Annotated in this window: 11 protein-coding genes and 1 pseudogene; 8 read left to right on the plus strand and 4 right to left on the minus strand. The window is 54.8% G+C overall.

The window, feature by feature from the left end; genetic code table 11:
• The first annotated feature begins 328 nt into the window (after positions 1–328).
• From AC6I8N_RS09580 to AC6I8N_RS09600, 5 genes are all read left to right on the plus strand, one after another.
• Positions 329–1312, plus strand: a complete 984-nt coding sequence (locus AC6I8N_RS09580) for an arabinose ABC transporter substrate-binding protein (protein WP_013508922.1) — start codon at positions 329–331, stop codon at positions 1310–1312.
• A gap of 113 nt (positions 1313–1425) precedes the next feature.
• Positions 1426–2946: an L-arabinose ABC transporter ATP-binding protein AraG gene (gene araG, locus AC6I8N_RS09585; RefSeq protein WP_497830580.1), complete on the plus strand. Its 1521-nt coding sequence runs from the start codon at positions 1426–1428 to the stop codon at positions 2944–2946.
• Between the two features lie 17 nt (positions 2947–2963).
• Complete coding sequence (araH, locus tag AC6I8N_RS09590; protein ID WP_021185179.1) at positions 2964–3950, plus strand: L-arabinose ABC transporter permease AraH; 987 nt, start codon at positions 2964–2966, stop codon at positions 3948–3950.
• 100 nt (positions 3951–4050) lie between these two features.
• Positions 4051–4968 carry an arabinose operon transcriptional regulator AraC gene (gene araC, locus AC6I8N_RS09595; protein WP_013508925.1) on the plus strand — a complete coding sequence of 306 codons (918 nt, stop codon included), beginning with the start codon at positions 4051–4053 and terminating at the stop codon, positions 4966–4968.
• A gap of 77 nt (positions 4969–5045) precedes the next feature.
• Positions 5046–6086, plus strand: coding sequence for an oxidoreductase (locus AC6I8N_RS09600; protein WP_021185178.1), 1041 nt, complete (start codon positions 5046–5048; stop codon positions 6084–6086).
• A gap of 45 nt (positions 6087–6131) precedes the next feature.
• Here AC6I8N_RS09600 and AC6I8N_RS09605 read toward each other — a convergent pair.
• A pseudogene (locus AC6I8N_RS09605) lies at positions 6132–6772 on the minus strand (chitinase); the annotation flags it as partial.
• Between the two features lie 321 nt (positions 6773–7093).
• Here AC6I8N_RS09605 and AC6I8N_RS09610 point away from each other — a divergent pair.
• The gene (locus AC6I8N_RS09610) at positions 7094–9475 is read left to right on the plus strand and encodes a glycoside hydrolase family 3 C-terminal domain-containing protein (RefSeq protein ID WP_497830581.1); all 2382 of its coding nucleotides are present in this window, start codon (positions 7094–7096) and stop codon (positions 9473–9475) included.
• Positions 9476–9525: 50 nt separating this feature from the next.
• Here AC6I8N_RS09610 and add read toward each other — a convergent pair whose 3' ends face one another.
• Positions 9526–10524 carry an adenosine deaminase gene (gene add / locus AC6I8N_RS09615; RefSeq protein ID WP_497830582.1) on the minus strand — a complete coding sequence of 333 codons (999 nt, stop codon included), beginning with the start codon at positions 10522–10524 and terminating at the stop codon, positions 9526–9528.
• A gap of 208 nt (positions 10525–10732) precedes the next feature.
• Here add and AC6I8N_RS09620 point away from each other — a divergent pair, with 208 nt between their 5' ends.
• Entirely contained in the window at positions 10733–11164 is a 432-nt protein-coding gene (locus tag AC6I8N_RS09620) for a substrate-binding domain-containing protein (RefSeq protein ID WP_497830678.1), read from the plus strand.
• 45 nt (positions 11165–11209) lie between these two features.
• Here the strand turns inward: AC6I8N_RS09620 and AC6I8N_RS09625 are convergent, their stop codons facing one another.
• Positions 11210–12709 carry a YdgA family protein gene (locus tag AC6I8N_RS09625; protein WP_497830583.1) on the minus strand — a complete coding sequence of 500 codons (1500 nt, stop codon included), beginning with the start codon at positions 12707–12709 and terminating at the stop codon, positions 11210–11212.
• Between the two features lie 128 nt (positions 12710–12837).
• Positions 12838–14013: a mannose-6-phosphate isomerase gene (gene manA, locus AC6I8N_RS09630; RefSeq protein ID WP_497830679.1), complete on the minus strand. Its 1176-nt coding sequence runs from the start codon at positions 14011–14013 to the stop codon at positions 12838–12840.
• A gap of 198 nt (positions 14014–14211) precedes the next feature.
• Here manA and fumC point away from each other — a divergent pair, with 198 nt between their 5' ends.
• Complete coding sequence (gene fumC, locus AC6I8N_RS09635) at positions 14212–15609, plus strand: class II fumarate hydratase (RefSeq protein WP_497830584.1); 1398 nt, start codon at positions 14212–14214, stop codon at positions 15607–15609.
• The last annotated feature ends 14 nt before the right edge of the window (positions 15610–15623 follow it).

Below are 15623 nucleotides of genomic sequence, written 5' to 3' on the forward strand. Positions count from 1 at the left end.
ATGGGTGGGCTGGAGCGGTTAGTCATCCCCGGCTGAGAATATGCACTTTTCTGCCATCAGCAGCCATTTCGTGATCCACTGCAAAAGTTAATGACCGGTTAATTTTGCTGAATATATGGATGATTTTGTCGTCGTTCCGGGATGTGATACCGCTCTACATTTTCTGCTGCTTTTCCCGCTACAACTAGCCCAGCGTTTGCACAGCCTTTGTACAAACCTTGCTCTAACGCGCTGATTTTTCGCTGTACCCGCAAGAGAAATCAGAGTGGTAGCGCTTACACCGATTCGTTTATTGCACGCTAAAAACATCATTGTGCCGGAGAGCATCATGCATAAATTCACTAAAGCGCTGGCGGCAGTTGGTCTTGCCGCGGTTATGTCACATTCCGCTATCGCCGAGACGATGAAGCTCGGTTTTCTTGTTAAACAACCGGAGGAACCCTGGTTCCAGACAGAGTGGCGCTTCGCCGATAAAGCCGGCAAAGATCTCGGCTTTGAGGTGATCAAAATTGCGGTACCGGATGGCGAAAAAACCCTGAATGCCATCGATAGCCTGGCCGCCAGTGGCGCGAAAGGTTTCGTCATCTGTACCCCGGATCCGAAACTGGGTTCGGCCATCATGGCGAAAGCCCGCAGTTACGACCTGAAGGTGATTGCGGTTGACGATCAGTTCGTCAACGCCAAAGGCAAACCGATGGACACCGTGCCACTGGTGATGATGGCCGCGACCAAAATCGGCGAGCGTCAGGGCCAGGAACTGTATAAAGAGATGCAGAAACGCGGCTGGGATGTGAAAGAAACCGGCGTAATGGCGATCACCGCTAACGAGTTGGATACCGCCCGCCGCCGTACCTCTGGCTCGATGGACGCGCTGAAAGCAGCGGGTTTCCCGGCTGCGCAGATCTACCAGGTGCCGACCAAATCCAATGATATCCCGGGCGCCTTTGACGCCGGTAACTCCCTGCTGGTGCAGCACCCGAAAGTGAAACACTGGCTGATCATCGGCATGAATGACAACACCGTGTTAGGCGGCGTGCGCGCCACTGAAGGTCAGGGCTTTAAAGCACCCGACGTGATCGGCATTGGTATCAACGGGGTGGATGCTGTCAGTGAACTGTCGAAAGGTGAGCCAACCGGCTTCTATGGTTCGCTGCTGCCCAGCCCGGACGTACACGGCTATAAAAGCAGCCAGATGCTGTATGACTGGGTAACCAAAGGGAAAGAACCGGCGAAGTTTACTGAAGTGACCGACGTGGTGCTGATTACCCGCGATAACTTCAAAACTGAGCTGGCGAAAAAAGGGCTGATGTAAGTCGCCAAACCACAAGTGCGCTTATCCCCAGGCGCTTGATGGCCTGAGTTACCTGGGATAAGCGCGCTGCTTATGCAGTTGCGCACGAAGTATGAAGGCATAGAGGAGTCTCCATGAACACTGATCCTGCTTTTCTGTCGTTTCATGGCATCAGCAAAACTTTCCCTGGCGTTAAAGCGTTACAGGACATCTCGTTCAGCTGCCGTGCCGGTGAAGTGCATGCGCTGATGGGCGAAAACGGCGCGGGTAAATCCACGCTGTTGAAAATTCTTAGCGGCAGCTACCAGCCGACTGCCGGAGAAATCCACATCAAAGGCCAGCCGGTGCGGTTCAATCACACCACCGAAGCGCTGGACGCGGGCGTGGCGATTATCTACCAGGAACTGCATCTGGTACCGGAAATGAGCGTGGCAGAGAATATTTACCTCGGTCAGATCCCGCATCGTCATGGTCTGGTGAACCGTAAGCTGCTGCGTTATGAAGCGGGCTTACAACTGCAAAATCTCGGCATGGATATCGATCCGGACATGCCGTTGAAGTACCTGTCGCTCGGACAGTGGCAGATGGTGGAAATTGCCAAAGCGCTGGCGCGCAATGCGCGCATTATCGCGTTTGATGAACCTACCAGCTCGCTGTCGGCACGCGAGATTGAGCATCTGTTCCGCGTCATCCGTCAGTTGCGTGAGCAGGGCCGGGTGGTGCTGTACGTATCGCATCGCATGGAGGAGATTTTTGCCCTGAGCGATGCCATCACGGTGTTTAAAGATGGCCGCTACGTACGCACCTTCACCGATATGAACAACACCCACCATGAAGACCTGGTTCAGGCGATGGTGGGCCGCAATCTGGGGGATATCTATGGTTACGCACCGCGTGATTTGGGCCCCGTGCGTTTGCAGTTGGACCAGGTGGAGGCGCAAGGTGTGCGTATGCCCATTTCGCTAGAGGTCCGGGCCGGTGAAATCGTCGGGTTGTTCGGTCTGGTCGGAGCCGGACGCAGTGAACTGATGAAGGGATTGTTTGGGGCAACCCGTCTGCGCGGCGGCAGCGTGTCGCTGGACGGTAAAAAACTCAATATCCGTCAACCGATTGATGCGATCCGTGCCGGAATTATGCTCTGCCCGGAAGACCGCAAAGCCGAAGGTATCATCCCGGTGCACTCGGTGCGTGACAACATCAACATCAGCGCACGCCGCCATAATCTCACCGCCGGTTGTCTGATCAAACCCGGTTGGGAGGCGAAGAACGCTGACAGCCATATCCGCTCGCTCAATATCAAAACCCCGCATGCGCAACAGCTGATCATGAACCTGTCCGGCGGCAACCAGCAGAAGGCGATTCTGGGCCGCTGGCTGTCGGAGGAGATGAACGTGATCCTGCTGGATGAGCCGACACGCGGTATTGATGTCGGGGCCAAGCACGAGATTTATAACCTGATTTATCAACTGGCAAACAAAGGTATTGCCGTGTTGTTTGCTTCCAGCGATTTGCCTGAAGTGATGGGCCTTGCCGACCGTATCGTGGTGATGCGCGAAGGTGAAATTGCCGGTGAACTGCCACACGACCGTGCCACGGAGCAGCTGACGCTGGGCCTGGCGATGCCGAAAACGACTCAAGCGGCCGCCGTGGCCTGATGTAAAGGAGAGCAATTATGGCTTCATCAACCACTTCTAATACGCCACCCGCGCAGCGCAGCGGCCTGCAACTGGGGCGTATCTGGGATAACTTCGGCATGCTGGTGGTGTTCGCGCTACTGTTTATTGCCTGTACTATTTTTGTCCCCAACTTCGGCTCTTTTATCAATATGAAAGGGCTGGGGCTGGCAATGTCGATGTCCGGTATGGTGGCGTGCGGCATGCTGTTCTGCCTCGCTTCCGGGGATTTTGACCTGTCTGTGGCTTCGGTTATCGCTTGTGCTGGCGTAGTGACCGCGGTGGTGATTAACCTGACCGAAAGTTTATGGATTGGTGTTGCGGCAGGGTTGTTGCTGGGCATGGCAACCGGGTTTGTTAACGGTTTCGTGATTGCGCGGCTAAAAATCAATGCGTTGATCACCACGCTGGCGACGATGCAGATTGTGCGCGGTCTGGCCTATATTTTCTCAGACGGTAAAGCGGTAGGGATTGAAGATGAACGTTTCTTTACCCTCGGCTACGCCAACTGGTTCGGTTTGCCAGCACCCATCTGGCTGACTATCGCTACCATGATCATCTTCGGTTTCCTGCTGAATAAAACCACCTTTGGCCGCAACACGCTGGCAATTGGCGGTAACGAGGAAGCAGCGCGTCTTGCCGGTGTGCCGGTGGTGCGTACCCGCATCATCATCTTTATCCTCTCCGGGCTGGTGTCAGCGGCGGCGGGGATCATTCTGGCTTCACGTATGACCAGCGGCCAGCCGATGACCTCGCTGGGATACGAGTTGATTGTCATCTCTGCCTGCGTGTTGGGTGGGGTGTCGCTGAAAGGTGGCATTGGCAAGATTTCCTACGTGGTTGCCGGGGTACTGATCCTTGGTACGGTTGAGAATGCGATGAATCTCTTGAATATTTCGCCCTTCTCACAGTATGTGGTGCGCGGTTTGATATTGTTAGCAGCGGTGATTTTTGACCGCTACAAACAGAAAAATAAAGCCGCCTGAGTGCAGCCACTCTGTAGCGGCGCTATTTATCGCGCGCCTTGGCAACCGCACGATAAATCGTGCCGCTACGGTAATCAATCACGCGAAAAGTGAGGGCATTATGTACCACCGTGAACCCCCTGTGGCACAACAAAACCCATTATTGCCGGGTTACCCTTTTAATGCCTGGCTGGTGGCCGGACTGACACCGATTACCGCCGATGGCCCGCTCGATTTTTTTATCGACCGGCCACTCGGTATGAAAGGCTATATCCTCAACCTGACCATCAAGGGTGAAGGTCGGGTATTTGATGGTGAGCAGTCATTCGACTGTCTGCCGGGTGATATGCTGCTGTTTCAACCGAAAACCCCGCATTACTATGGCCGTGCGCCGGACAGCCCATGCTGGTTCCATCGCTGGGTCTATTTCCGCCCGCGTGCCTACTGGACCGACTGGCTGCAATGGCAGGATGAAACCCAGGGGGTGGGGCGCCTGCGTCTGCCGGAAGCGCAGCGTGCGGAGTTTGATCGCCTGTTCGCCAGTATCGAACAAACCCATAACTCCGGACGACGTTTCGCCGAGGAGCTGGCAATGAACTTGCTGGAACGTCTGCTGCTGCGTGCTGTGGAGGAAGATCCGCGCAGCCATCAGCAAATCCGCGATCCGCGTGTGATTGAAGCCTGCCAGTACGTGACCAACCATCTCGCCAGTGAAGTGAAGATAGAGGAGGTGGCGCGTCATGTCTGTTTGTCACCCTCCCGTCTTGCCCATTTATTCCGCGAGCAGATGGGGATCAATCTGCTGCGCTGGCGCGAGGATCAGCGCGTGATCCGTGCGAAATTGCTGTTGCAGACCACCCAGGAACCGATCGCCTCGGTGGGGCGTGAAGTCGGCTATGATGACCAACTCTATTTCTCGCGTGTGTTCCGCAAACGCGTCGGGGTCAGTCCGAGTGATTTTCGTCGTCGCAGCCAGGATGCACACGATGCGCTGGTGGCACAGGAGAGCTGGCAACCGGCACGGAGTGCGATATCCTGAGTTTTCGGCTGATTCCCGCTTGTCCGTACGCGCTGATTCGTCTTAAATCAGTCAGGTAACGAACAAGAGGAATGAGAATGAGCGATAAACTTCGTGTCGGCCTGATAGGCTACGGATTTGCCAGCAAAACCTTCCATGCACCGTTGATCGCCGGGACCCCGGATGTTGAACTGGCGGCGATCTCCAGCAGCGATGCAGCCAAAGTGCACGCTGACTGGCCATCGGTGCAGGTGGTGAGCGATCCCCAGACGCTGCTGGACGATCCGACATTGCATCTGATTGTAATTCCTACCCCAAACGATACCCACTTCCCTCTGGCGAAAGCGGCGCTGAACGCCGGTAAACATGTGGTGGTCGATAAACCTTTTACGGTCACCCTGTCGCAGGCGCGAGAACTGGATGCGCTGGCGAAGGCCAAAGGGTTACTGCTGTCGGTGTTCCATAATCGTCGCTGGGACAGTGACTTCCTGACGCTGAAATCGCTGCTGGCGGATGGCACGCTGGGCGAGATCCGTTATCTCGAATCGCACTTTGATCGCTTCCGTCCGGAAGTCCGTCAGCGCTGGCGCGAGATGAAAGGGCCGGGCAGCGGCATCTGGTTCGATCTCGGACCGCATGTACTTGACCAGGCGTTGCAGCTGTTTGGTACGCCAGTGGCAATCAATGTGGATATGGCGGAGTTGCGCACTGGCGCGCAAACCACCGACTATTTCCACGCCACGCTGACCTATCCACAACGCCGCGTGGTGCTGCATGCCAGCATGCTGGTGGCGGCGGAGTCAGCGCGTTTTATTGTGCACGGCACCCGTGGTAGCTACGTTAAATATGGCCTCGACCCGCAGGAAGATCGCCTGAAGGCGGGTGAACGCCCGCCCAAAGAGGAGTGGGGCTACGATATGCGTGATGGCGTGCTAACGCTGGCTGAAGGCGATGTGATGGTGGAAAAAGCACTGCTGACGCTGCCAGGTAACTATCCGGCCTATTATGCGGCAGTGCGTGACGCCATTGCCGGTACCGGCGCGAATCCGGTAACGGCAGAGGAAGCTATCCAGGTGATGGAGTTAATCGAGCTGGGTCTGCAATCGGCGGAAAAACGTCAAACCCTGTCGTTGAAATAAGTGCACAGGATCCTCTCCCATTGCTGGGAGAGGACTGCGGGCAACTTAGTCCTTGATGACAACATCCGGGAAACTCGCTTTTACGCAGCGTGTATAATCTCCCTGAGTCAATGCACTAAAGTCGTTCTCCTGCCAATTCACCAGTTTACAGGCATAAGACTTGCCGCCGGGGTTTTCAGCCACATAGCCATCATCTTTTACCCAGAATAATGGCATCGCCGCCGAACTGGCTTCACTGAACTGCTTCATTCCCTTACAGCCCAGAACTTCATTCTCAGCAATATTAACCCCGAGTTGTTTGGCAAAGGCTTTGTAGTATTTAATGCGGTTCAGAGACTGCTGAATCTCAACGCTACCGCCACACTCGACGCCACCGTTGATGATCTGAGTGGTCACGCCAAAGCCTGGTACCAGACCATTGGCCTTGTCAGCATCATTGGGTTGCCAGCTACCATCGATAACCGCCTGCACACTGGGTTTCGGCGGTTGTGGCTGGACATAGAAAAATATCGCACTGACCAGGTTGAGCCAGGTATCAGCCACCAGATGGGGGCCTTCAGTAACACATTCACGTCACCAAACATGGCTTGTGAAAAGGCACCCTGGTTAAAGTTATAACTCAGCTGTTTTGCGCCACGCCCAAAGCAACTGAGGGCATTACCCTGGGCATCTTTTGCACACGGCCAGACATAAGGCCATTCCCTGGCGAATTTTCTTCTTTTCCACTTCAATAATCTCTTTTATTAACCTGACAAGGTACGGGGTAAGAATGGTGTTGTGAATAAAATCACGCTGCGCCATTTAAAATGGTTGTTGAATATCAAACTCACTTTGCGAGCGGATAAATTCCTAAGCTAAGCAAGAATTATCCTGGCAGATATTGCAGGCGTTATTTAATGTGCGGCATAAATCCATCAAACTTTGACCCGCCGCCACATTGCCAAAAAAATAACATGTTATGATTTCTGCGCGTTAAACAGATATTTCTATGATGCTAAGGGATGAGTATGAAACCAAATAAAGCTGGATTGTTTACCGTCTTTACCCTCCTTGCCACACCCGCCTGGTCAGCCCCACAGTTAAAAGATGCCACATCGATTTCTGAGGTTATCGCCGCTATGACCCCGGAAGAGAAAGCGGCATTTGTTTCCGGTACCGGTATGAATAACGCAGAAAAGGTGGCAGGGGCAGCGGGTTCAACCCTGGGGATTCCGCGACTGGGGATTCCGCAGATTGTTTTTGCTGATGGGCCGATTGGTGTCAGGCTTGGGGCTGGTCCTACCGGGGGTGAGAAACGATTTGCCACCGGGTTCCCGGTTTCTGTCGCGATGGCCGCCACCTGGGATCCGTCAATTATTCAGCGTGTGGGGGGCGCAATTGGTGATGAGGCCAGACAATATGGCGTGGATTTAATGCTCGGCCCGGCCATTAATATTCAGCGCAATCCGCTGAATGGCCGGAACTTCGAATATTTCTCTGAAGATCCTTTGCTCAATGCCAGAATTACTGCAAGTTATATTAACGGGATGCAGGCTGAAGGCGTAGGTGCAGTACTCAAACATTTTGTCGCGAATAATCAGGAAACACGTCGCCAGACGATCAATGAAATTATTTCGGAGCGTGCGCTGCATGAAATTTATTTCCCTGGTTTTGAATATGCGATGGAAAAAGCCCAACCCTGGGCGGTGATGAGCGCGTACCCCGCGATTAATGGTACACCATCGTCACAGAATTCATGGCTGTTAAAGCAGATATTACGCAACCAGTGGGGATTTACCGGGTTGGTAATGTCTGACTGGTATGGGGTCACCGATCCCGTCCGGGCATTACAGAACGGTAACGATCTCAACATGCCGGGGGGCTTGTCAGAACATGAAACCCCCTTCCTGCGTCGTAATACCGACCCGAAAGAGGTGGTGCTGGCGGCGCTGAAATCCGGGCAGATCACTCAGCGTCAGATAGACGAGAATATCCGTAATATCCTCAATGTGGTGATTAAAACCCATCGCTTCAAACACGACAGCGCGGTCAGTCCGTCAAAGTCGAACGACCATACGGCTCTGGCACGACAAGTGGCGGCCGACTCGATGGTGTTACTGAAAAACACCGCGCAAACACTGCCTCTCCAGACCTCAGCGCGTGTTGCCACTTTTGGCCGCAATGCCGGTCATTTTTTCGTGGTTGGAGGAGGGAGTGCCGAGGTCAATATTGATCCCAACCGCCTGGTAACGCTGTCTCAGGGGCTTAACAATGCCGGATTGACCCTGGTCACGCAAATTCAGGGGCAGCGACTCGATGAACAGGCTCGCGACGAGGCAATTACCCAAGCCGCACAACAAAGTGATATTGCTGTGGTGTCGATTGGCCGCAGTTCTACCGAGGGAGCCGATCGTTATTCAATGGCGATGCATGATGATGAACTCGCTATGATGGCAAAGGTTGCCGCAGCCTTTCATCGGCAGAACAAAAAGGTGGTAGTTCTGCTGAATGTCGGTTCGCCAATTGAGATCGCGTCATGGCAGCATCACGCTGATGCCATTCTGTTGACCTGGCAACCCGGCGAGCAGGCGGGAAATGCGGTGGCAGATATCCTGACCGGCAAGGTTAATCCTTCAGGCAAGCTACCGCTCACCTTCCCGAAACGTCTGGAGGACTCGCCGAGCTACGGTAACTATCCGGGTAACGCGACATCGGTGATTTATGGTGAGGGCATTTATGTTGGCTATCGCTATTTTGATACCCGCCGGATTGCCCCGATGTATCCCTTTGGTTATGGCCTCTCTTATTCCAGCGTGAGTTATGGAAACATCAGCCCGCAGCATCCGGTGTTCGATATCGATAAGCAGAGCAGCGTCAATATTCGTCTCTCGGTGCGTAATAACTCGTCACGGGAGACCAAAGAGGTTGTTCAACTCTATGTGCATGATGTCGCCTCGCGCCTTGACCGCCCGGAGCAGGAGTTGAAAGCCTTCGAAAAAGTGAACCTGGCAGCGGGCGAGGAGAAGGAAGTGACCTTTACCCTGGATAAGCGTGCGTTCTCCTATTTCGATGCGGATAAACAGGCGTGGCTGCTGGAGCCGGGACGTTTCACTGTGCGCGTTGGTAGCTCCTCACGCGATATTCACGCGGAGGTTGTGTTGCGGGTGACGTCAGCGATCCCGGCCTTCTCCCTGCATACACCGTGGATTGAGGTACAGACCTATGAGAAGGCTGCCACGATTGTGGCTCGAGTGATTGGCGATGAGGAGACTAACGCCTGGATCGAGGGGGCACCAACGTTAGGTGACAAACTGGAAGCGGCTTTGCAGCATCAGCCTCAACTGGCGCAAGACCAGAAGAAAAGAGCGGCGGTTATGCAAGATATCCTGCGACAGATTAACGCGTTGTAATTCCGCTGACGTAAAAATCAGCAGTGCTGGTGCCAGCACTGCTGAGGAGATTATCCTGCCACGCGCGCGCGCAACGCGGCTTTTTCGGCGTCACTGAGAAACGCAATGGTCACGCCATTTTCCTGCGCCTGACGCATCTCAGCCGCAGTCAGTCCTGCCTGTGGTGCCGCAACCTGATACTCATGTGCCAGCTCAATACCCTGCACGGCCGGGTCGTCGGTGTTGATGGTGGCGAGAATACCGTGGTTGAGGAACGTCTTCAGTGGATGGCTGGCAAATGAGGCGACGGTACTGGTCTGAATATTTGACGTCAGGCAGGATTCGATACCAATTTTCTGCTCGGCAAGGAAATCCATCAACGCACGATCTTCGATCGCTTTTACACCGTGACCGATACGCTCAGCTCCCAACTCGCGAATGGCCTGCCAGATGCTTTCCGGGCCAGCGGCTTCACCGGCATGCACCGTAATCCGGAAGCCGGCATCGCGAGCGCGATTGAAGTGGCTGAGGAATTCGCTACCCGGGAAACCGAGTTCGTCACCGGCCAGATCGACGGCAGTAATGCCATCGCGATGTGCCAGCAAACCCTCCAGTTCGCGCAGACAGGCTTCCTCACCAAAGGTGCGGCTCATAATGCCGATTAAACGAACATCGACACCGTACTGCTGGACACCCGCCCGCACACCATCAATGACCGCTTCCACCACACCGGCAATCGGCAACTGGTGGGTCATCGCCATATAACCCGGCGAGAAGCGCAGTTCTGCGTAATGGATACCGGCACGCGCTGCATCCTCGACGTTTTCCAGCGCAATGCGACGGCAGGCATCGAGATCGCCCAACACCTTAACGCCCCAGTCGAGTTTTTGCAGAAAGCTCACCAGGTCCGGTTCGTTGGCGGTGACCTGCACATGCGGGCGCAGCGTCTCAAGGGTGGTAGCGGGCAGGGCAAGATTAAACTGGCGACCTAAATCGAGGATGGTTTGGGCACGGATGTTGCCATCGAGATGGCGGTGGATGTCGGTCAGAGGGATTTTTGCATCAATCATGTCGCACTCGCTAAGTTATCGTAAAGTGCAGAGCATTATAAAAATATCTTGCGCAACAACGCCAGCGATTTGCGCAAATGGCGCAGTGGGTGCTGCATAAAGCAGCATCCACTCTGGTTCAACCGGCTTGCAGGGTGGCGATTAAGCGATTGAGTCCCTCATCCAGTTTGGCACGCGGGTATCTGGTCCAATTGATGTGGATTAACTTATCGGCGGTTATTGCGCCACGTTGTTGCAGTATGGCTTGCCCTTCCGGCCGGATTGGATCATTGAATGTGACGACCGCCAGCCGGAGGTCGCAGCCGTGACGGCGCAGCTACTGCGCCAGCATCCCGGTATCACGGCGATTCTGGCACACAACGCCACGGTGACGTTGGGCTGCTATTTTGGTGCGCTACATAGCGGGCGCACGCTGACGGAGGGGGCGGTGGGCAGCTACTACAGCCAGCAACTGGCGTTGGTTGGTTTTAATGATGATCCACAGCGCGAGTTGTACGATCCGGCGCTGACCTTTGTCAGCAGTGGTGCGCGGGAAGTGGGACGCCGCGCCGGCCAGCGTCTGTTGCAGCGTCTGGCACAGCCGTCAGCCGAGGTGCAGACGTTGATTGTTCCGCCACAGCTACTTCCTGGACAGAAATAATCCGTAGCGGCGCGATAAATCGCGCCGCTACAAGGTGTTAAACAGTTACTCCGGCATACCTTCGCTGGTTTGGCTACCCAGCATATAACGCGACAGGAACTGCTCCAGCGACAGCTTGTCACCGTTCATGGTCACCTGACCGTTGGCGTATTGCAGGCTGGTGGTGATGTTGTCATCCTGCTGCTGCGTCAGGCGGAACATCTGCCCCATTGCCGCCAGACCTTTTACCTGCTGATCGGCCATCTTTTGCGCATCATCACTTTGATAACCTTCGGCCAGACCGACATGACGCATCACTTCGGTCGCCATCGGCATATTGATCACCAGCTTGCCATCAAGGGTTTTCAGCACGCGATCGACTGCGGCTCCCAGGGTTTGCGCTTCACCGGTCACACTCGCCGGATCGTTGAAACCGACATTCAGGTTAAAGGTGCTTTCGCCTTTGTCGTTTTTCCAACTGAGCGGCGCAATGCTGAGCGTTGGTGAACCTTTCAACAGGGTCGGCAGGTTGTTCATCAGAATGGTATGCACACCCTCCTGATAGCGGATGGGATCATCCATCAGGCCCGGCTGGTTCAGCAGGTTTTGAATTTGCGTGTTGTAAGTATCGGAGAAGGCTTTGACTGCCTGGGCATCAAACTGCGCCAGTTTCATCGTGACTTTCGCCTCACCAAACGGCTGTTTTTGCAGGCTGATATTACCGACCTGATAATCAATCTGGCCGCCAATTTTTCCGTCTTTGTTATCGAATGATGAGGTGCCGTTCATTTTTTCCAGCGTCAGACCTTCCTGGCCGTTGACGCTGGCGGTCAGCTTGTCCAGGGTGATCTGTTGATCGCCGACGCGCACCCCTTCCGGACTGAGATGGGTATCACCGCTCACCTTCAGACCGTTGAGCGTAAACAGCACCGGCTGGTTGACTTCGTTCTTGCTGGCAAACGCAATGCTGGAGAAATCTCCCTGCACACCCACGTTGTTGCCTTGTTGATCGGCGCTGACGTTCAGGGTGCCGCCGTTGGTCGCCAGGCGCACACCGTTGTTCACATCCTGATAGTCGGCTGGCAGCAGGGTCAGCGCGGTATCGGTCGCGCCGCTGTAGCCAATGCGGGTATCGGCGTTGATCAGCGATTTGCCGTTGGTCAACTCAAACAATTTCTTCACCGCTTCGGTGTTTTCCAGCTCGCTATGTACCGAGGCCATGCTGGGGATCAGCACGCCGTGCTTCAGCTGAGAAAAAGGGAAGGGGCCGTGATCGATGACGGTGTCCAGCACAATGCTCTGACCCGGCTTCAGCAGCGGGTTGTCTTCGGTTTGCGAGCTGGCTTGCAGCACCAGTTTGGCCTTGCTGCTAAACAGGCCGCGCTGGTAATCCTGATAGCTGAGCGTCAGGCGGCTGTTGGGCGCATACGCATTGATTTGCGTATTGGCGTTTTGCACCATCTGATCAATATGGCTTTCCAGTTGCTTGCCGGTGAACCAGGCGGCGCCGGTCCAGATTACCCCGAGGGCTACAATCACACCTACGGCAACCTTGGTCTTTTTCATCGCTGAGTCGTCCTTATCCTTGCGTCCGCAGGCACCTGGTGTGTGCGGCGGGTGAAGAAAAACGCCCGCAGGCGTTTTAAATTAATAGTTTGAAAATGATAGCAGTTAACCGGACGGTCGTCAGCCGCTTATGGGAGGGTATTGAAGACGCGTGCCAGGCGACCATGACCTGCGGCCGTCACCGGTGACTCGCTGGCGGCAATAAAGCAGGACTCACCCGGTTGCAGCACCAGCTGCTGACCTGATTTCTCGATCACCGCCTGGCCTTCAATGCAGAACAACAACGCAGCGCTTTGTTGTGCCAACGCTTGTGGTTGGTCATGCAGGGTGTGAATGGCGAAGGCAAAATCGTCCACCGGAATCGGGAAGTTCAGCGTGTCGCCCTGTTGCTGTGGTTGTGTCAGCAAAGTCGCGGCGGGTTTGGCGTGGAATTTCAGGTTCGCCAGCAGTTCCGGGATATCAATAAACTTCGGCGTCAGACCGGCGCGCAGCACGTTATCCGAGTTGGCCATCACCTCCAGCGCCACCCCCTTCAGATAGGCATGCGGGGTTTCCGCAAACAAAAACATCGCTTCACCCGGTTGCAGGGTAATAACGTTCAATAGCAACGGCGAGAACAGGCCGTTATCGTCGGGATAATCTGTCGCAATGCTTTTAATTGTCTGCCAGGGTTCGCCTTCGTGGGCGTTCAACGCCGCTTTTAACACGCCGAGCGCCCGTGATTTCGCCTCATCGGTCAGCGACAGCAGGGTGGTAAACAGGGTGACCAGATTGGCTTCATCGGCATGCTCAAGGAAGTGGGCGATCTGCGGATGTGCGCCCGCAACCGGCTCGAACAGCGAAACAATTTCATGCAGCTCACGAAAGCCATTCATCGCCTGAAAAGGGGTCAGCGCGTATACCAGCTCCGGCTTGTGGTTAGCATCCTTGTAGTTGCGCTCGGCAGCGCTCAGAGGGATCCCGGCCGCATTCTCGCGCGCGAAGCCTACTTCAGCGGCGCTTTTGCTTGGATGGACCTGGATCGATAGCGCCTGATCGGCACACAGCACTTTAAACAGAAACGGCAGCTCACCAAAACGTTGCGCGACGGCGTCACCCAGCATGGCGGTTTTATCACCCTCAATCACATCACGCAGTGACCGCGTCTCTCCATTGATCTCGACGGTGGAAGGGCTTTTGGGATGTGCCCCCATCCAGAGTTCAGCCATCGGTAATCCTTGCGGGTTAGCGATGCCATACAGTTCGGTCAGCGCGGTTGTGCTGCCCCATGCGTAATTTTGCAGCGAATTGTTCAATTTTTGCATCATTCATCCCCGATAACGATAAGGCTATAAGCATTTTAAGGCATAAACAGCCATTGAAAATACATCAATAAGTGCAATAAATGCGAATGACTCTCATAATGTAAAATTCTGAAAAGTGACAATCTTGCCCGCTCAGTCGATCGCGCATGACGTGACGCTGAGCCTAAACCTCAATATCTGAGTTAAGGAGACGTAGTCATGGCAGCCCATCGCATTGAAAAAGACTCAATGGGACCGATTGAAGTACCGGCAGATAAGTTGTGGGGCGCGCAAACGCAGCGTTCACTGGAGCATTTCCGTATCTCGACAGAAAAAATGCCGGTTGCGTTGGTGCATGCGTTGGCGCTGACTAAACGTGCGGCGGCCCAGGTGAACCGCGATCTTGGTCTGTTACCGGCCGAACGTGCTGATGCGATTATGAAAGCGGCTGACGAAGTGCTGGCCGATAAGCACAGCGATGAGTTCCCGCTGGCAATCTGGCAGACCGGTTCCGGCACGCAGACTAACATGAACATGAATGAAGTGCTGGCAAACCGTGCCAGCGAGATTCTGGGTGGTGAGCGCGGCATGGCGCGTCTGGTCCATCCGAATGATGACGTGAATAAAAGCCAAAGCTCCAACGATGTGTTCCCTACCGCGATGCACGTTGCGGCGGTGATCGCCGTGCGCGAACAATTGATTCCGCAATTGCAGGTGCTGAAAAAAACGCTGAACGACAAAGCTGAAGCGTTTAAAGACATCGTCAAAATTGGCCGTACCCATTTGCAGGATGCGACACCGCTCACCCTGGGCCAGGAGATCTCCGGCTGGGTGGCGATGCTCGAACATAACCTCAAACATATCGAACACAGCATCCCGCATCTGGCCGAACTGGCGTTGGGCGGCACAGCGGTAGGCACCGGTCTGAACACCCACCCGGAGTATGCGGTACGGGTAGCTAAAGCGCTGGCGGAATTGACCAAGCAGCCGTTTGTAACGGCACCGAATAAATTCGAAGCGCTGGCAACGGTTGATGCGCTGGTGCATGCGCACGGCGCGCTGAAAGGTCTGGCGGCGTCACTGATGAAAATCGCCAACGATGTGCGCTGGCTGGCATCCGGTCCACGTTGCGGCATTGGCGAACTCTCCATCCCGGAAAATGAGCCGGGTAGTTCGATCATGCCGGGCAAAGTGAACCCGACGCAGTGCGAAGCGCTGACGATGCTGAGCTGCCAGGTGCTGGGTAATGATGTGGCGGTCAACGTGGGGGGCGCATCCGGTAACTTCGAGCTGAACGTGTTCCGTCCGATGGTGATCCATAACTTCCTGCAATCGATTCGTCTGCTGGCTGATGGCATGGACAGTTTCAACCACCATTGTGCCGTCGGCATCGAACCGAACCGTGACCGTATCGAACAACTGCTGAACGAGTCGCTGATGTTGGTCACTGCGCTCAATACCCATATCGGCTATGACAAAGCGGCGGAAATCGCCAAAAAAGCCCATAAAGAAGGGCTTACCCTGAAAGGTTCGGCGCTGAAGTTGGGCTATCTGACCGAAGAACAATTCGATGCCTGGGTACGCCCGGAAGAGATGGTTGGCAGCATGAAGGCGTAAGCAAAATCCGTAGC

The organism is Pantoea sp. X-Soil-TKNS-1279 (assembly GCF_059730565.1).